Here is a 17,849-nt window from a genome sequence, read left to right as displayed (position 1 = left end):
CTGCATAAATGATGTGATTGTTAGATTTTAAGCCCCGGATATGAGAATATCCAGGGCTTTTTCGTTACCTTTGCAGCCTAAAATCTCGAAGCGAAATGTACACACTCGTCCTTTTCAGCATGGTTCCACAACAGATGTGGCTGCAGGTATTGATTCTTGTTGCGGGCATTGCCGTGGTGCTTGAAGGCGCCGATCTGCTCACCAAAGGGGCCGTGGGGCTGGCCGAACGCATGGGCATCCCCCAAATTGTCATCGGTCTCACCATTGTGGCCATGGGCACGTCGATGCCCGAATTCTTCGTAAGCCTCATGTCGGCCATCAACGGGACGCCCGACTTGGCCGTGGGCAACGTCGTGGGAAGCAACATTTTCAACGCCTTGCTGATTGTGGGATGTGCCGCCGTTGTGGCCCCCATCACCATCCTTCGAACCACGGTTCGCAAGGACATTCCCTTTGCATTGGTTGCCTCGGTCGTGCTGTTGATGATGTGTCTCGACGGCAATGTGAACCGATTGGATGCGTTGTTGCTCTTGGCGTTATTCCTGATTTTCATGACCATTACCCTGCGTGGCGCCCGGCAGGATGGGGTAGAACAGGGCGAAAACAAAGAGACCGGGCCCGCCAATCCCCCGATGCACCCCCTCAAGGTCGTGACATTGCTCACGGTGGGACTGGCCGCACTCATCCTGGGCTCCGACGTTTTTGTGGACAATGCCTCGGCCGTGGCCCGAACGCTGGGCGTGAGCGACGCCATCATCGGCCTCACCATTGTGGCCTGCGGCACGTCGATGCCCGAACTGGCCACCAGCGTAGTGGCCGCGAGCAGGGGCAACAGCGGCATCGCCATCGGCAATGTGCTGGGGTCGAACGTGTTCAATATCCTCCTCATTCTGGGAATCACAGGCATGGTGAGCCCCATGGTCATGCAGGGCATTACCCAGACCGACCTCTCGGTGATGGTGGTTTCGATGATACTGCTGTGGCTTTTCTCGTTTACAAAACTCCGTATCGAGCGGTGGGAAGGCGCGGTGCTGACGCTTGCATTTGTGGGCTATATGACTTATCTAATAGGATATACGGTTTGAAAAGGCGGCGTTACGGAATCTTTTTCGTAACTTTGCAGCCGCATAGAGTGCTTGGTAAACCTCTTTAAAAACAAGATTATGACAGAACAAAAGCAAAGCGTAAGTGTGCTGTTTATGCTTTTCAGCATTCTCTTTTGCGTTTGCCTCATTGCGGCAAACGTGCTCGAAACAAAGCAAATTGCGGTGGGCCCCATCAGCCTGACAGGCGGTCTGATCGTCTTTCCCGTGTCTTACATCATCAACGACTGCGTGTGCGAGGTCTGGGGATTTCGCAAGGCACGTCTGCTCATCTGGACGGGCTTTGCCATGAATTTCTTCTTCGTGGCCCTCGGTGCACTCTGCGACGCCATCCCCGGTGCCTCCTATTGGCACAATGACGAGGGCTTCCACGCCATCTTCGGCCTGGCTCCCCGCATTGCCATGGCCTCGTTTGTGGCTTTCGTGGTGGGCAGTTTCATCAATGCCTATGTGATGAGCCGCATGAAGATTCGCGACGGCGGCCGGCATTTCTCGGCCCGCGCCATCCTCAGTACGGTGGCTGGCGAGAGCTGCGACTCCCTGATTTTCTTCCCCCTGGCCCTGGGCGGCGTGGTGCCGGCTGGCGAGCTTCCCGCGCTGATGCTTTGGCAGGTGGTGCTCAAGACCGTCTACGAGGTGGTGGCCCTGCCCGTTACCATACGCGTGGTTCGTGCCTTGAAGCGGCACGAGGGCGCGGATGTCTACGACCGTGGCATCAGCTACAACGTTTGGAAAATCTTTAGTTTGGGATAAGGCATGGAAGACAACAGAAAGGCAGACGGGCTGCAGGCACTCGGGGCCAAGACCCAGTACCGCACGGACTACGCCCCCGAGGTGCTGGAAACCTTTGTCAACAAGCACCCCGACAACGACTATTGGGTGCAGTTCAACTGTCCGGAGTTCACCTCATTGTGCCCCATTACGGGCCAGCCCGACTTTGCGGAGATCCGTATCAGCTACGTTCCAGGCGAGCGCATGGTGGAGAGCAAGAGCCTGAAACTCTATCTCTTCAGCTTCCGCAACCACGGCGATTTCCACGAGGACTGCGTGAACATCATCATGAAAGACCTTGTGAAGCTGATGAATCCCAAGTATATTGAGGTGACGGGCATCTTCACTCCGCGGGGCGGCATCAGCATTTACCCTTATGCCAATTATGGGCGGCCGGGCACCCGGTACGAACAATTGGCCGACACTCGCTTTGCCCGTCACGGGTTGTAGCCCTGCTCCCGCACCGTCTTTCCATCGTTGCACCGTTTCCCGTTGCCGTCATGTTGGCGGCCGGCAACGGTGCAACGATGTTTTTTATTTTCATTGCCGGCAAGGTTGCAGACGGCAGGTACAGCCCTTGGCAGGGCCCGGACATTTGGGCTGTGGCCGGTGCGAAGTTCCTTATAAATCATAAAAAAACAACGCGTTGCTCGGTTTTTTGTTTTTTTTTGGCTAATTTTGCAGCCTTAGTAATGGGGCGGCATTGGCTCGTCGAGGCCTTTTTCGGAGCCGTTGCACGCCTTTATCGCAGTTAAGGCAACAATAATTGAAGAAATAATGAGCAAGAAAATTCAGTTCAGTCTCGTCTATCGGGACATGTGGCAGAGCTCTGGCAAGTTCCAGCCACGCAAGGATCAGCTGGAGCGCATCGCCCCGGTGATTATCGATATGGGTTGTTTCGCCCGCGTGGAAACCAATGGCGGCGCCTTCGAGCAGGTGCAGCTGCTGGCCGGCGAGAACCCCAACGATGCCGTGCGGACATTCTGCAAGCCGTTCAACGAGGTGGGCATCAAGACCCATATGCTCGACCGCGGCCTCAACGCCCTCCGTATGTATCCCGTGCCCGACGACGTACGCGCCATGATGTACCGCGTGAAACACGCCCAGGGCGTGGACATCCCGCGCATCTTCGACGGCTTGAACGACATCCGAAACATCGCTCCTTCCATCCGTTGGGCCAAGGAAGCCGGCATGACACCGCAGGGCACACTCTGCATCACCACCTCGCCCGTGCACACGCTTGAGTACTATGCCAAGCTGGCCGACGAGGAAATTGCAGCCGGCGCCGAGGAGATTTGCCTGAAAGATATGGCCGGCATCGGCCAGCCTGCATTCCTTGGTCAGCTCACGAAAATGATTAAGGACAAGCACCCCGAAATCATTATCGAGTACCATGGACACTCGGGCCCGGGCCTCAGCATGGCCTCCATCCTGGAGGTGTGCAAGAACGGAGCCGACATCATCGACACCGCCATCGAGCCGCTTTCCTGGGGCAAGGTACACCCGGATGTCATTTCTGTGCGCAGCATGCTCAAGAACGCGGGCTTCGACGTGCCCGAAATCAACATGAGCGCCTACATGAAAGCACGCGCCCTCACCCAGGAATTCATCGACGAATGGCTGGGCTGCTTCATCAATCCGCAGAACAAAGTGATGAGTTCCCTGCTGCTCACGTGCGGCCTTCCCGGTGGAATGATGGGCTCGATGATGTCCGATTTGGGCGGCATTCACGGCACCATCAATAACCTGCGCCGCAAGAAAGGCGAGCCCGAGCTGAGTGTTGACGACCTGCTCATCAAGCTCTTCGACGAGGTGGCCTATGTGTGGCCGCGGGTGGGCTACCCACCCCTCGTGACGCCGTTCTCGCAGTACACCAAGAACATTGCGCTCTTCAACCTCCTCACTTTGGAGCAGGGCAAGGGCCGTTATGCCATGATGGACGACGCCATGTGGGGCATGATTCTGGGCAAAAGCGGCAAGGTGCCCGGCCAAATCGACGACGAACTGGTGGAGTTGGCCAAGAAAAAAGGACTCGAATTCACCGAGGCCGACCCGCACACACTGCTGCCCAACGCCCTCGACGACTTCCGCAAGGAGATGGATGAGAACGGCTGGGACTACGGTAAGGACGAGGAAGAGCTCTTCGAGCTGGCCATGCACCCCGAGCAGTATCGCAACTTCCGCAGCGGACAGGCCAAGAAAAACATGCTGGCCGACCTGCAAAAGGCCAAGGATGCCGAGCTCGGCGGCAGCGTGACGCCCGAGCAGCTGGCCGAGTTCAAGCATGCCAAGGCCGATGCCGTGGTGGCTCCTGTCAAGGGTCAGGTGTTCTGGGAGTTCCAGGGCGAGGGCGAGGCCGCACCGGCCGTAGAGCCTTACATCGGCAAGGCTTACCGGGAGGGCGACACCTTCTGCTACATTCTGGCTCCGTGGGGCGAGTTTGTAGAGGTGAAGGCCGGCCTCGGCGGCAAGCTCGTCGAAATCAACGCCAAGCAGGGTTCCAAGGTTCAGAAAGGCGACGTGGTGGCCTATATCGAGCGCGAACACGAAGCCTAACCACACACCATACACCGTGACGGCCCACCTCGGCCCGGTCTGACAACCGGCAGGGGTGGGCTGTTTGTTTGCCCCAGACACATGAAAGATTCTACCTTGCGCGCACGGCTCTGCATGCGCATCCACAAAGCCGACCTCGACGAATGGGCTGCCGAGGCCCGTTCGGCCGGTGGCACGCAGCTCGTGGACGAGTTCTACGCGCTGGTCTATGCCGAGGAGAAACGCGTGGCCGACAATGCCGCCTGGGTGCTGACTCATCTGGGAGGTGTGGCGACGGCCTTTCTGCGGCAACACCGGCACGAGCTGATGCAGGAGGCTATGACCACAGCGAGCCCCACCAAGTGCCGGCTCCTGCTCACGCTGCTGCGGCCGCAGACGTTCGGCGAAGAGGAGATCTGTACCGGTTTTCTGGATTTCTGTCTCGCCCTTATCCCCGACACTTCCCGCCCGGCCAGCATCCGTTCACTGGCCATTTACCTTGCCTACAGCCAGTGCAAGGCCTGGCCCGAGTTGCTTCAGGAGCTGGCCGCCACGCTCTCCCTGCTCGATGGCGAGACGTTGCTGCCGGGAATGCGCTGTGCCCGCCGCAAGGTAGAATAGGCCATCGGCCGTATCTGTAAAACGCAAGAACCATGAATTACCAAGCCATTATCGACCGATACTATCCCGACGACAACGAGCTGCGCCACATCCTGATGGTGCACAGCCAGAGCGTCACGGCACGGGCGTTGCGCATTGTCGACGCCCACCCTGAGCTGCGGCTCGACCGCCGCTTCGTGGAGGAGGCCGCCATGCTCCACGACATCGGCATCTTCCGCTGCCATGCCCCCTCCATAGCCTGCCACGGCACGGAGCCCTACATCTGCCACGGCCGCATCGGGGCCGAACTGCTGCGGGCCGAGGGCTGTGAGCGGCACGCCCGCGTGTGCGAGCGTCACACCGGCGCCGGGCTCACCGCCCGCGAGATTGTGGCCCAGGGGCTGCTCTTGCCTCCCATGGACTTCCTGCCCGAGACGATGGAGGAAAAGCTGATTTGCTATGCCGACAAGTTCTATAGCAAGTCCAACCTGGTCCGCGAGAAGACGCTGGCCCAGGCCGAACGCAGCCTGGCCGGCTTCGGAGCCGACGGCCTCGCACGCTTCCAGACCTGGGAACGGTTGTTTGAATGAGTATGCCGCGCGAGCTGGCCGTCGGGCCGTTCCGGCCGCATGCCTGTGCTGCCGGATTCTCGTCCCGATTTCGTCACGCCGTTTTCGCCTTGCGATGACGGCGTATTCATGAGGCGATTGCGGCGTGATCGCGCGGCCGTTACGGCGCAATCGCAGCGCGTTTGCGCCGTCGTCGCAGGGCCGCGGTGCGGTGCCCGCCAAAAGAGGGTGGGACGGCGGCCTGTTCCGCACGTCTTTTTCCCGTATAAACGGCAGGTGCAAGCGTGCCCGACGGGGCCCTGCGGGGGCAACGTTAAAATTACGAAAACACTCGGCTTTTCCCCATTAATTACGTACTTTTGCACCTCAATGAGGACGAAATCATTCATCATATTGTGGCTTTGTGCCGTTGTTCTGGTCATGGCAGGCAGCGGCGCGAATCTTTTTCCAAGGAAGAAGCGGACGGGGGCCGGCAAGGACTCGGCGCTGCAGAATGATTCCAACGCGGCCGCTCGCCGCGGAAGCGACTCTACGGCCGTGGGCACAAACCTGCCCGACACCACCCGAATGGACTCCTTGCAGCTGGCCATCTATCATCACAACAAGGCCATCGACGACTCGGTGAGGCTGGATTCCATCAACCGCAAGCGTAAAAACGGCATCGACGCCCCCGTGCAGTACGAGGCGTCGGACTCGCTCATCTACGAGGCTGCCACCAACACGGCCCACCTCTACGGCGCGTCGCAGGTGGATTACGAGAACATGAACCTCAAGAGCGACAAGATATACATGAGCCTCGACAGCAGTCTGGTGCACGCCACAGGCACTGCCGACTCCACGGAGAAAGGCGGCATCAAGGGCCGGCCCGTGTTCAAGATGGGGTCCGACACCTACGACACCGACACCATGGCCTTTAACTTCAAAACCAAGAAAGGCCTCGTGCAAAACGCTTATACCCAGCAAGAGGACGGCTACCTGCGCAGCCAGGTGTCCAAGCGCAACGACAACGGCGAGATATATCTGGCCCACGGCCGCTACACCACCTGCGACCACGAGCACCCCGACTTCTACATCGCCCTCTCGCGGGCCAAGGTGCGCCCGGGCAAGGACGTGGTCTTCGGCCCGGCCTATCTGGTGGTGGCCGACGTGCCGCTGCCCTTTGCCATCCCCTACGGCTTTTTCCCGTTCACCAAGAGCTATTCCTCGGGCTTCATCATGCCCACTTACGGCGACGAGAACAGCCGGGGCTTCTACCTGCGCGACGGCGGCTATTACTTTGCCATGAGCGACAAGTGGGACCTCAAGCTCTTGGGCGAGATCTACACCAAAGGCTCCTGGGGCATCTCGGCCGCCAGCAACTACCGCCGCCGCTACAAGTACAGCGGCTCGTTCTACTTCAGTTTCCAAGACACCAAGACCGGCGACAAGGGCCTGCCCGACTTCGAGAAACAGGAGAGCTTCAAGCTGCAGTGGAGCCACCGGCAGGACTCCAAGGCCAACCCGTTCAGCTCGCTCTCGGCCAGCGTCAACTTTGCATCGTCGAGCTATGAGCGCAACAACCTGACGAGTATGTACAATCCACAGACCATGACGCAGTCCACGCGCACCTCGTCGGTGAGCTGGAGCACCACGTTCTCCAGCCTCGGATTGTCGCTCAGTTCCTCGACCAACCTGTCGCAAAACATGCGCGACTCGAGCATCGCCATGACGCTGCCCGACCTCAATGTCTCGCTCAGCCGCTTCTATCCGTTCCGTCGAAGGCATCAGGTGGGCAACGAACGGTGGTACGAGAAAATCTCCCTGAGCTACACCGGACAGCTCAGCAACTCCATCAGCACCAAGGAGGACAAGCTGCTGCACTCCAATCTCATCAAGGATTGGCGCAACGGCATGCAGCACAATATTCCGGTGAACGGCAACTTTACACTGCTCAATTACATCAACATCACGCCCTCGTTCAACTTCACCGACCGCATGTATGCCAGCAAGGTTACGCGTTCGTGGGACGAGCGCAGACAGGTGGAGGTGGCCGACACGAGCTATGGATTCCACAACGTTTACAACTGGAACATGAGCGTGTCGGCCAGTACCAAGCTCTATGGTTTCTGGTTGCCGAGCCGCAAACTCTTCGGCGACAAGATTCAGGCCATCCGTCATGTCATTACGCCGCAGGTGAGCTTCAGCTACGCGCCCGACTTCGGCTCAGCGCGCTATGGCTATTACCAGACCTATCAGAAGACCGACGCGGACGGCAATGTGTCGCTCGTGGAGTATTCTCCTTATAGTACAGGGCTCTACGGTGTGCCCGGCAAGGGACGTACGGGAAGCATTTCCTGGGACGTGAGCAACAACTTGGAGATGAGGGTCAAGAGCGACAACGACTCTACAGGATTCAAGAAAATAAGCCTCATCGACGAGCTGGGCGCCTCCATGTCGTACAACATGGCCGCCACCACCCACCGTTGGAGCGACCTGTCGGTACGGCTCAGACTGAAGTGGTGGAAGAGTTATACGTTTAACATGAACGCCGTCTTCGCCACCTATGCCTACGAGATAGGCGCCGACGGCAAGCCCTATGTGGGCAACCACACGGAGTGGGGGCGGGGACGCTTCGGCCGCTTTCAGGGCATGTCGCAGAACTTCTCGTTCACCCTCAACCCCGAGCGGCTGAAGAAATGGTTCGGCGGAGACGGTGACGACGACCGGAAAAAAGACAAGGACGACGAGGAGGGCGTGGACCCGAAGATAGAAAGCAACGTCGATGAGGACATGATCGAGGGGCAGCGCGGGGCCGCCAAGAAGAGCGGCAGCGGCAAGGCCGAGACCGATGCCGACGGCTACATGAGGTTCTCCATGCCGTGGTCGCTCACGTTCGGCTATGGCGTCACCATGCGCGAGAACACCTCGGGCCGCTTCAACGAGAAGACCATGCGCTATCCCTACAAGTTCTCCCAGACGCTGAACATGAGCGGAAATCTGCGCATCAGCGACGGATGGAACATCAGTTTCTCCAGCGGCTACGACTTTGAGAACCATAAAATCTCCATGACCACCGCCTCGCTGCAGCGTGACCTGCACTGCTTCAACATGAGTTGCTCGGTGGTGCTGGCCCCTTACACCAGCTACAACTTCTCGTTCCGCTGCAATGCCTCCACGCTTACCGACGCGCTGAAGTACGACAAGCGCAGCGGATACAGCAATGCAGTGCAGTGGTATTGAACCGCAACAAACGACAAGGCAAAACGATTTTTCCCATGAAGAAGCGAACACAAGCCATCCACCTGCCCTATGTCCGCCGGGATGCGTTCGACGCATTGAGCATGCCCGTCTACAATGCCGTGGCCTATGAGTTCGACAATGCCCGAATCATGAGCGACGCTTTCTGCAACCGCATCGACGCTCCCGACTATGGCCGCTGCGAGAATCCCACGACACGCTACTTCGAGGAGCGCGTCAAGGCCGTGACGGGAGCCTCGGCCGTCATCGCCCTCAACAGCGGCATGGCCGCCATCAGCAACACCATCATGTCGCTGGCAGCGCAGGGCAAGAACGTGGTGACGTCGAGGCACCTCTTCGGCAACAGCTATTCGCTCTTCACGTCCACGCTCAGACGCTTCGGGGTGGAGGTGCGTCTGGCCGACCTCACCCGGCCCGCCGAGGTGGCACGGCTGGTAGACGATGACACCTGCTGCCTCTTTCTGGAGATACTCACCAACCCGCAGATGGAGGTGGCCAGTCTCGAAGAGCTGGCCGGCATAGCCCACGCCCGCCACATTCCGCTCGTGGCCGACACCACGGCAATACCTTTCACGCAGTTCGGCGCCCATGCCTTGGGCGTGGACATCGAGGTGGTGTCGAGCACGAAGTACGTCAGCGGCGGCGCCACGTCGCTGGGCGGGCTGGTCATCGACTATGGCACCACGCCCGGCTTTGCCGGGACGATGAAAAACGAAATGCTCTTCAACCTCGGGGCTTATATGAATCCTAACGTGGCCTTTTTGCAGACTATGGGCCTCGAAACACTCGACGCCCGCTATCGGGTGCAGTCGGCAAATGCGCTGGAACTGGCCCGCCGCATGCAGACACTGCCGCAGATTCGCCGGGTGAACTACGTGGGGCTGCCCGACAATCCGTTCCATACGCTGGCCCGTCGACAGTTTGGCGACACGGCCGGGGCCATGATTTGCATCGACCTGGAGAGCCGGGAGGCCTGTTTTCGGTTTGTCGATCGGCTCGCGCTCATCCACCGCGCCACCAACCTTTTCGACAACCGCACGCTGGCCATACACCCGGCCAGCACCATCTTCGGCAATTTCTCCGAGGCCGAGCGGGCCGCCATGGACATCCTCGACACGACCATTCGCCTGAGCATCGGGCTGGAAGACGTGGACGACCTCATGGCCGACATCGAGCAGGCACTGGGCTGAGGGCAATTCAAAATTCAGAATTCAAAATTCAAAATTAGGGATTCGTATCTTCAAATCTAAAATGACAGCATGATGGCAAACTACGATTTTTCTACCGTTATCGAGCGGCGCGGCACGGGAGACCTGATGCACGAGGCCTTGTTGCCGCGCTGGGGGCGCAACGATTTGCTGCCCATGTGGGTGGCCGACATGGGCTTTGCCGTGTGTCCCGACATCGTGGAGGCCCTGCGCCGACGGCTCGACCACCCCATCTTTGGCTACACGGTGGAGCCGGCCGACTACTTTCCGGCCATCCACGACTGGGTGCTCGGCCATCATCAGTGGGACGTTCGGCGCGAGTGGGTGTCGTTCATCCCCGGCATTGTCAAGGGCATCGGGATGGTCTGCAACCTCTTTGTGCAGCCCGATGAGAAGGTCATCGTGATGCCGCCGGTGTACCATCCGTTCTTCCTCACGCCGCGGGCCAATGGCCGCGAAGTGGTGTGGAACCCGTTGCGGCTACGCGAAGACGGCGGTTACGACATGGATTTCGAGGGATTGGAGCGTGTATGCGACGACAAGTGCCGGGTGCTCATCCTCTGCAATCCCCACAATCCGGGCGGCATCTGCTGGACGCGGGAGACGCTCGAGCGGCTGGCCGACTTCTGTTGCGACCATCATCTGCTGGTTGTTTCCGACGAGATACATGCCGACATGGCCCTCTTCGGCCACAAGCACATCCCCTTTGCCAGCGTGTCCGACCGCGCAGCCAGCATCAGCATCACCTTTCAGGCCCCCACAAAGACGTTCAACATTGCCGGCATCGTGAGCAGCTATGCCATCGTGCCCCAGGCGGAGATACGCGAAAAGTTCTATGGCTGGCTCAAGGCCAACGAGCTGGACGAGGCCCATATCTTTGCCCACATAGCCACCATTGCGGCGTTCCGCAAAGGCGAGGAGTGGCGCAGACAGATGCTGGCGGCCGTGGAAAGCAACATCAGGTTTGTGGAGGACTTTTGCCGCGAGCACATTCCCGGTGTGCGGCCGCTGCGTCCCCAGGCTTCGTTCCTGGTGTGGCTCGACTGCCGCGACCTGCACCTCACCCACGACCGGCTGATCGATCTCTTTGTCGACAAGGCCCGTTTGGCTCTCAACGACGGTGAGATGTTCGGCCCCGGCGGCGAGGGATTCATGCGCCTGAACGTGGGTGCGCCCCGTGCCTACGTCGTGCAGGGGTTGCGCCGCTTGGCCGGGGCGGTGGCCGCCTGCCGTCAGGAGTAGGGCGGGAATATCTTCTTGAACAGGCCTCCTGCTGGTGCCACGGCATCGGCAGGAGGCCTATTTCGTGTCGGCAGACGGCTGCACATGCGTCAGCAGACGGCCATCAGTGCCTGGAGCGACTGGCGTTCGCCCACCACCCAGATAATGTCGCCGTGCTCAAAACGGCGTGCCGGGTTGATGAGGGTGAGGTTTTGCTGCCCCTCTTCCACGCCGACCACCATCACGTTGAAGTCGTTGCGAATGCCGCTTTCGCGCAGTGTCTTGCCTATAAAACGGCACTGCATGGAGAGAATCAGCTTCTGCAACTTCATTTCTCGCTCCTCAATGTGGCTGTCTTCGGCCACCAGCTCTCCTTTCAGGGATTGTCCAAAGAGCTGCAGCTGCTCGTCGCTACCAATCACCTGAAGGCGGTCGCCGGGGAAGATGATGGCTTCGCCGTTGGGGATGTTGAGCCGTCGCGTGCCGCGCAGAATGCTGCTCACGTGCACGCCGAAACGGTTGCGAAAGCGCAGTTGCATCAGCGATTGTCCGGCCCAGAGCGAGTCTTCGGGCACGTTGAAGTCGGAGATGTGGATGTCGCGGTCGAGCAGCCGCCCCTCGTAGAGCGGTCGTTTGCGACCTTGAACCTGGGCTGCGATGTCACGGCTGTGCAGATTCTTGATGAACATGCGCTCCAGACGGATGGAGCGTTTCTTGAGGTTTCGCGACAGGATGATGAGCACAATGACCACCAAGGCCAGCGTAATGACAATGGCATTGGCGAAACGGGCCAGATAGTTGCAGATGTAGAAAAGGATGGCGGCGGCGATGAACACCCGTGCCAGAACGGTAAACATCAGCGGCAATCGGTTGAACCGGCTCTCAATCCAGAGGGCCTTGAACTCTTCGCTGCGGTTGTTTTTCATCACGAGCGACCGCAGGAACGGGGAGAGCATCAGCAGTGTAAGCACGCCGCACACGCCGTTGGCCCACCAGTGGGGCAGGATATGGCGGATGAAAGGAAGGAAGAATGTGAGCATGAGCGCGGTGATGGCCGTGCACAAGATGGTGTAGATGAGTACGTTGGTACCCATCTTTCGCAACAGCTTTTTCCAGTTGCTCGTCTCCTGTGCAGTATGCTGATGGGCTGCGCCCAGGTGGTCGAGGCGGCGCGTCCACTTCCTGGGCAGCCGCCGTTCTATCAGCTGATAGCAGGGGTCGGCCGCGTGAATCATGTAGGGGGTGAGGAATGTGGTGATGACCGAGACGGCTACCACCACGGGGTAGAGGAAGTTGCTGATGACCCCCAACGACAGTCCGAGCGAGGCAATGATGAATGCAAACTCACCGATCTGCGCCATGGAGAAGCCGCTGCGCATGGCCGTCTTGAGCGACTGGCCGCTCAGCACGAAGCCCGCAGTGCCCAGCACGCCCTGTCCCAGCAGGATGGTCGCCACGAGAGCAAGGATGGGCAGGGCATAGTCGACGAGTACCTTGGGGTCGACGAGCATGCCCACAGAGACGAAAAAAATGGCTCCGAAAAGGCTCTTCACAGGCTCCACGAGCCGGATAATCTTGTCGGCCTCGACGGTTTCGGCCAGGATGCTGCCCATGATGAAAGCCCCGAATGCCGGACTGAAGCCCACCGTGGTGGAGATCCAGGCCATCAGGCAGCACAGGCCCAGCGACACCACGACCATGGTTTCGTCGGTCATCAGCTTGCGGGTGCTGCGCAGGAAAGAGGGGATGACGAAGAGCCCCACGACAAACCACAAGATGAGGAAGAAACCGATGCGCAGCACGGCTCCCAGCATCTGTCCGCCGTCGGGGTTGTTGCCGCTGGCAATGGCCGACAGCATGACCATCATCACGATGGCCAGCATGTCTTCGAGGATGAGCACGCTCATCACCAAACCGGCAAAATGCTGCTGCCGAAGCCCCGTGTCGTCAAAGGCTTTGTAGATGATGGTGGTGGACGACATGGCCAGCATGCCGCCCAGAAAGATGCAGTCCATGCGGCTCCAGCCGAACGCGTGCCCCATCATGGTCCCCAGCATCATCATCGAAAAAATGATGGTGAGGGCCGCAATGACAGGCGAGAGCCCCATTTTGAGTATCTTCTTGAACGAGAAATCGAGTCCCAAAGAGAAGAGCAGGAACATCACGCCAATGTCTGCCCAGATCCGTACATCCACTTTGTCCATCACCGACATGGTGTAGGGCATGTGGGGCGAGACCAGAAAACCGGCCACGATGTAGCCCAGCACGAGGGGCTGGCGCAGCCATTTGAACAGGAGTGTCACGGCTCCGGCCACGACAAGAATGAGGGCCAGGTCTTTGACGAGGTTGGGAAGTTCGGCCATATCAGCAGTATATTCAAGCGCAAGCCTCCCCCGTCTCCTCCTTGACAGAGGGCTTGGGGAGGCTTGGTAAAAGGGAAGCGGGGTGGGGGTTAATCGTTGAACGTGCCCGTGATCTCGCAAATCTTGGTAATCACCTGCACAGCTTTCTCCATCACCTGCACGGAGACAAACTCGTAAGGACCGTGGAAGTTCACACCGCCGGCAAAGATGTTGGGGCAGGGCAGTCCGCGAAACGAGAGCTGTGCGCCGTCGGTGCCGCCGCGGATGGGTTCCACCTTGGGCGTGACGCCCGTTTCCTGCATGGCCTTGAGCACAATGTCGATGACGTACATGTTGGGGTCTATCTTCTCCTTCATGTTGTAATATTGGTCCTTCAGCTCCACGGTCACCGTGCCTTCACCGTATTTCTCGTTCATCTTGCGGGCAATGTCCTTGATGAAGTCCTTGCGTGCCTCGAAGCGTTTGCGGTCGTGGTCGCGGATGATGTAGCTCAGCTTGGCCTCCTCGCAGCGGCTGTCGATGCCCATCAGATGGTAGAATCCCTGATAGCTTTCAGTGTTTTCGGGGATGTCGGTCTCGGGAATGAAAGCATTGAACTCGCAGGCCAGTCGGCTGGCATTCACCATTTTGTCCTTGGCGTAGCCCGTATGCACGCTCACACCCTTGATTCTCACCTTGGCCGCAGCGGCGTTGAAGTTCTCGTATTCCAGGTCGCCGATGTCGCCGCCGTCCATGGTGTAGGCCCAGTCGCAGCCGAATTTCTCCACGTCGAAGTGGTGCGCACCCATGCCTATCTCCTCATCGGGATTGAAGCCTACGCGGATGTCGCCGTGCTTCACCTCGTCGTGGTCGCGCAGCCAGCACATGGCCTGCACGATTTCGGCAATGCCCGCCTTGTCGTCGGCCCCCAGCAGGGTGGTGCCGTCGGTCACAATCAGGTCTTCGCCCCGATGGGCCAGCAACTCCGGAAACTTCTTTGGGGAGGAGACAATGCCCGGCGAGAGCTCGATGTCGTCACCGTCGTAGCTCTTCACCACACGGGCCTTGACGTTGGCACCGCTGGCATCGAGTGCCGTGTCGTAGTGCGAGATGAAGCCGATGGTCGGCGTCTTCTTCTTGGTGTTGGCCGGCAGAGTGGCATAGATGTAGCCCATGTCGTCCATCTCCACATTGGTCAGACCCTCCCGTTCAAGCTCTTCTTTAAGATAGCGGGCAAAGACAAGTTGTTTGGATGTGCTGGGCACCGTTTGGGAATCCTCGGCCGACTGTGTGTCGAACTTGGTGTAATTAATGAATCTTTCGGTAATATCCATAAGGTCGAAATTGTATTTAAGATGGAATTGAATGCTGAAATAAACGCTCCGATTTGGGTTCTCGGCAGGACTTGCCCCCGCGACTTGCAGAACCGCAACCCGGAACCATGAGCGAAAATGCTACCGCTTTTCTTGTCATCATTCTTTCCATCGTCATTTCTTCTTTATATTAAAGGTGCATTTCAAAGCAGCTCTTTCCAAACGTTAAAAACGTGTTTAGTGGTATCAAAAAGAAACCAATCATCTGCATGATAGCCTGAAAGATGCTATCTTTGCACCGTAAACGATTTAGTACAGCGGCAAAGATAAGCAATTTATCCAAACCGAACAAGCGTTTACGATGATTTCTCACACGACAAGGAAGCACGAATCAATCGCTTATGAAGAATTTAGTTACCAATCCGCCAAGGACAAACGAACTCCTCAACGCCCTGGTAGATGTATGAGAGAGGTCTGTACGGGCAACCCATCATTTCCTGACAGAGCAAGATATTCGGAATCTCGGCCCCGTCTGCCGGGAAGGAATAAAGGCGGTCAACCTGTTCGTTGTGAACGACGCAGGGCGACCGGTCGCATGGATGGGTATCTCGGGGGACAAGATCGAAATGCTGTTTGTGTCGCCCGAGCATTTCAGGAAAGGCATAGGACAAAGACTTGTCCGGCTTGCCATTGATGAATACAAAACATGCTATGTCGATGTTAATGAACAAAATCCCAACGCGTTCGTATTCTATCGGAAAATGGGCTTTCACGTCTTCGATAGAACAGAGACCGACGAACTCGGCAATCCTTTCCCGATACTCAAAATGAAATTATAATAAATGTAGTAAGGAATATAATATTTTTCCCACAAACAAGGGATTGCTATTTTTTGACGAGGTGCGATTTGCCCGTCCCTCATCTTTTGATTACTTTTGCCCGTAGAATAGACGAACAACTAAAACCATTTGTCAAACCATCATGAAGAAAATATTCTATGCTGCCACAGTGCTAACCATAGGTTTGTGGTCATGTGGAAACAAGTTTGGCGTTCAGTCCAACGATTGGGAATTAAAGTATTCTAACGGTATCAAGGTATATCACGCCGGACAGGAAATAGCCGGTGACGTCCATGCTGAATACAGTATCGACAACAACATCGTTACTGACAAGGAGTACTCGGCTCCAAGGTTTCAGATACAAAATATAAACGACCGGTTTGGGAAAGGTAAGAAATGGACCCTTGTCTATTCTTCCAAGGGGCATCCTACGTTGACTCAAACCTTTCGCATTTACAAAGACTTTTTGCTTGCGGACATAGAGATTTCTTCCAAGTCGAAGGAACTGAAGACCAACTACATGGCACCCGTGGTAGCCTATACGGACACCTTGCTCTATTCTCAGAACAGGCGCAAACTCTTTGTACCTTTCGATAATGACGCATGGATCAGATATGCCACCACCACCCATATTGACAGTACACTGCGCAGCTATGAGGTGACAAGCGTGTATGATGCACGTCAGAGAGACGGGGTCGTGATGGGTGCAGTCAATCACGACAGGTGGAAGAATGCTGTGGAACTGAGCGACAAGCAAAAGTCTCTCAAAATGTACAGCGGCATAGCCGACAAGCTAACCCGTGACACCCGTTCCCACGGATTTCTCAAGGGAAAAAACATCAAGTCGGCTACATTCATGATTGGTCATTTCAAGGATTGGCGTGACGGCATGGAGAGATACGCGGACAACAATGCCATCGTAGCCCCACGCCGTGCATGGGGCAAGGCTATGCCCGTAGGCTGGAACAGTTGGGGGGCACTGGCGTTCGATGTAAACCATACCAATTCTACAGAAGTGGTGAAGTTTTTTGCCAATGAACTGCAGCCTCACGCTTTCGTCAACCCCGACGGTCTGCTCTACACGGGGCTGGACTCGGGCTGGAATAGCTTCAGCGAACCTGACCTTAAAGACTTTGCAAACCAGTGCAAAGCCAACAACCAGATACCTTGCATCTATTGGACTCCTTTCACCGACTGGGGAAAGGATCCGGAGCGTGAGGTGCCGGGAACCTCCTATAAATATAAGGATGTGTATTTATATGCCAATGGCAAGCCGCAAGAACTGGATGGGGCTTACGCCATTGATCCTACCCATCCTGCCATCAAGAAGACGATGGAAGATGTTGCCGCGCTATTCCGTAAATGTGGATATAAATATGTAAAGATGGACTTCATGACTCATGGGCGCATGGAAGCCGACCATTGGTACAAAAAGGACATTACTACAGGCACGGAAGCCTATAACTATGGCATGCAGTTGCTCGACAGCGTTTTCCACGACATGTATCTCAACCTCTCCATCTCTCCTATTTTCCCTGCTCAATATGCGCAGTCTCGCCGAATTGCCTGCGACGCATGGAACAAGATAAAAGATACGGAATACACCATGAACGCACTCTCATGGGGCTGGTGGATAGACAGAGTTTACCGATACAACGATGCCGACCATGTGGTATTGCGTGATGCCACCGAAGGAGAAAATCGTGCTCGAATCACCTCTTCTATCATTACTGGTCTGTTTATCACCGGTGACGACTACAGTGACAAGGGAGACGAGAACGTTAAGGAACGTGCCCGCAAATACCTGACCAATCCCGATGTCAACATGATTGCCACCGGACGCTCTTTCCGTCCACTGGGGGGCAACAATGACAACTCGGAGAATGTTTTCATTCGCAAGGATGAAGATGGGACCACTTATCTTGCTGTATTCAACTACACCGACCACGACATGAACTTTAACTTACCTCTGTCCAGCATGGGTATTGGCAGTCCGCACTGCATTGAGGAGTTGTGGAGCCACAAGAATATACAGGCAGGAGAGGTCATCACGCTTCCATCCAAGGATGCCATGATATTCCGAATGAAATAATACACCTATATAATCAAGG

The 17,849-nt window shown here is 57.0% G+C and carries 13 protein-coding genes; 11 read left to right on the top strand and 2 right to left on the bottom strand.

Annotation, left to right across the window (positions count from 1 at the left end; all coding sequences use genetic code 11):
- Window positions 1-95: 95 nt before the first annotated feature.
- The 9 genes from L888_RS0105035 (at window position 96) to L888_RS0104990 (ending at window position 11,265) form a co-directional block, all read left to right on the top strand.
- Window positions 96-1,085, top strand: coding sequence for a calcium/sodium antiporter (locus L888_RS0105035; protein WP_044248685.1), 990 nt, complete (start codon window positions 96-98; stop codon window positions 1,083-1,085).
- Between the two features lie 78 nt (window positions 1,086-1,163).
- Entirely contained in the window at window positions 1,164-1,856 is a 693-nt protein-coding gene (locus L888_RS0105030; protein ID WP_015310348.1) for a queuosine precursor transporter, read from the top strand.
- Between the two features lie 3 nt (window positions 1,857-1,859).
- Window positions 1,860-2,324 (top strand): preQ(1) synthase, encoded by a 465-nt coding sequence (gene queF, locus L888_RS0105025; RefSeq protein WP_027952088.1) that lies wholly within the window; start codon window positions 1,860-1,862, stop codon window positions 2,322-2,324.
- Between the two features lie 327 nt (window positions 2,325-2,651).
- Window positions 2,652-4,430 (top strand): biotin/lipoyl-binding protein, encoded by a 1,779-nt coding sequence (locus L888_RS0105015; RefSeq protein WP_027952086.1) that lies wholly within the window; start codon window positions 2,652-2,654, stop codon window positions 4,428-4,430.
- 81 nt (window positions 4,431-4,511) lie between these two features.
- Window positions 4,512-5,030, top strand: a complete 519-nt coding sequence (locus L888_RS0105010) for a hypothetical protein (protein WP_027952085.1) — start codon at window positions 4,512-4,514, stop codon at window positions 5,028-5,030.
- A 32-nt stretch (window positions 5,031-5,062) separates the two neighbouring features.
- Window positions 5,063-5,599, top strand: a complete 537-nt coding sequence (locus L888_RS0105005) for an HD domain-containing protein (protein WP_027952084.1) — start codon at window positions 5,063-5,065, stop codon at window positions 5,597-5,599.
- A 348-nt stretch (window positions 5,600-5,947) separates the two neighbouring features.
- Complete coding sequence (locus L888_RS0105000; protein WP_027952083.1) at window positions 5,948-8,797, top strand: putative LPS assembly protein LptD; 2,850 nt, start codon at window positions 5,948-5,950, stop codon at window positions 8,795-8,797.
- Between the two features lie 35 nt (window positions 8,798-8,832).
- Window positions 8,833-10,005 carry a trans-sulfuration enzyme family protein gene (locus L888_RS0104995; RefSeq protein ID WP_027952082.1) on the top strand — a complete coding sequence of 391 codons (1,173 nt, stop codon included), beginning with the start codon at window positions 8,833-8,835 and terminating at the stop codon, window positions 10,003-10,005.
- A 69-nt stretch (window positions 10,006-10,074) separates the two neighbouring features.
- Window positions 10,075-11,265: a MalY/PatB family protein gene (locus L888_RS0104990; protein ID WP_027952081.1), complete on the top strand. Its 1,191-nt coding sequence runs from the start codon at window positions 10,075-10,077 to the stop codon at window positions 11,263-11,265.
- Window positions 11,266-11,354: 89 nt separating this feature from the next.
- On the opposite strand, the gene L888_RS0104985 is transcribed toward L888_RS0104990, so the two are convergent.
- Together L888_RS0104985 and pepT are read right to left on the bottom strand one after the other, a co-directional pair.
- Window positions 11,355-13,607: a cation:proton antiporter gene (locus L888_RS0104985; protein ID WP_005846318.1), complete on the bottom strand. Its 2,253-nt coding sequence runs from the start codon at window positions 13,605-13,607 to the stop codon at window positions 11,355-11,357.
- An 89-nt stretch (window positions 13,608-13,696) separates the two neighbouring features.
- Window positions 13,697-14,920, bottom strand: coding sequence for a peptidase T (gene pepT, locus L888_RS0104980; protein ID WP_027952080.1), 1,224 nt, complete (start codon window positions 14,918-14,920; stop codon window positions 13,697-13,699).
- A gap of 476 nt (window positions 14,921-15,396) precedes the next feature.
- Here pepT and L888_RS14870 point away from each other — a divergent pair, with 476 nt between their 5' ends.
- Both L888_RS14870 and L888_RS0104965 read left to right on the top strand, forming a co-directional pair.
- The gene (locus L888_RS14870) at window positions 15,397-15,738 is read left to right on the top strand and encodes a GNAT family N-acetyltransferase (RefSeq protein WP_316929386.1); all 342 of its coding nucleotides are present in this window, start codon (window positions 15,397-15,399) and stop codon (window positions 15,736-15,738) included.
- 142 nt (window positions 15,739-15,880) lie between these two features.
- Complete coding sequence (locus tag L888_RS0104965; RefSeq protein WP_027952079.1) at window positions 15,881-17,830, top strand: alpha-galactosidase; 1,950 nt, start codon at window positions 15,881-15,883, stop codon at window positions 17,828-17,830.
- Window positions 17,831-17,849: the final 19 nt, after the last annotated feature.

It is taken from the genome of Hallella seregens ATCC 51272 (genome assembly GCF_000518545.1).
Classification (GTDB): domain Bacteria; phylum Bacteroidota; class Bacteroidia; order Bacteroidales; family Bacteroidaceae; genus Prevotella; species Prevotella seregens.
The sequence above is the reverse complement of the archived record's forward strand: the minus strand, read 5'-3'. Positions and strand labels throughout refer to the sequence as shown.

What these genes read in the sequence shown, in the direction of transcription:
- L888_RS0105035 (WP_044248685.1), top strand. Translation starts at nt 96, where the DNA reads ATGTACACACTCGTCCTTTTCAGCATGGTTCCACAACAGATGTGGCTG.
- L888_RS0105030 (WP_015310348.1), top strand. Translation starts at nt 1,164, where the DNA reads ATGACAGAACAAAAGCAAAGCGTAAGTGTGCTGTTTATGCTTTTCAGC.
- queF (WP_027952088.1), top strand. Translation starts at nt 1,860, where the DNA reads ATGGAAGACAACAGAAAGGCAGACGGGCTGCAGGCACTCGGGGCCAAG.
- L888_RS0105015 (WP_027952086.1), top strand. Translation starts at nt 2,652, where the DNA reads ATGAGCAAGAAAATTCAGTTCAGTCTCGTCTATCGGGACATGTGGCAG.
- L888_RS0105010 (WP_027952085.1), top strand. Translation starts at nt 4,512, where the DNA reads ATGAAAGATTCTACCTTGCGCGCACGGCTCTGCATGCGCATCCACAAA.
- L888_RS0105005 (WP_027952084.1), top strand. Translation starts at nt 5,063, where the DNA reads ATGAATTACCAAGCCATTATCGACCGATACTATCCCGACGACAACGAG.
- L888_RS0105000 (WP_027952083.1), top strand. Translation starts at nt 5,948, where the DNA reads ATGAGGACGAAATCATTCATCATATTGTGGCTTTGTGCCGTTGTTCTG.
- L888_RS0104995 (WP_027952082.1), top strand. Translation starts at nt 8,833, where the DNA reads ATGAAGAAGCGAACACAAGCCATCCACCTGCCCTATGTCCGCCGGGAT.
- L888_RS0104990 (WP_027952081.1), top strand. Translation starts at nt 10,075, where the DNA reads ATGATGGCAAACTACGATTTTTCTACCGTTATCGAGCGGCGCGGCACG.
- L888_RS0104985 (WP_005846318.1), bottom strand. Translation starts at nt 13,607, where the DNA reads ATGGCCGAACTTCCCAACCTCGTCAAAGACCTGGCCCTCATTCTTGTC.
- pepT (WP_027952080.1), bottom strand. Translation starts at nt 14,920, where the DNA reads ATGGATATTACCGAAAGATTCATTAATTACACCAAGTTCGACACACAG.
- L888_RS0104965 (WP_027952079.1), top strand. Translation starts at nt 15,881, where the DNA reads ATGAAGAAAATATTCTATGCTGCCACAGTGCTAACCATAGGTTTGTGG.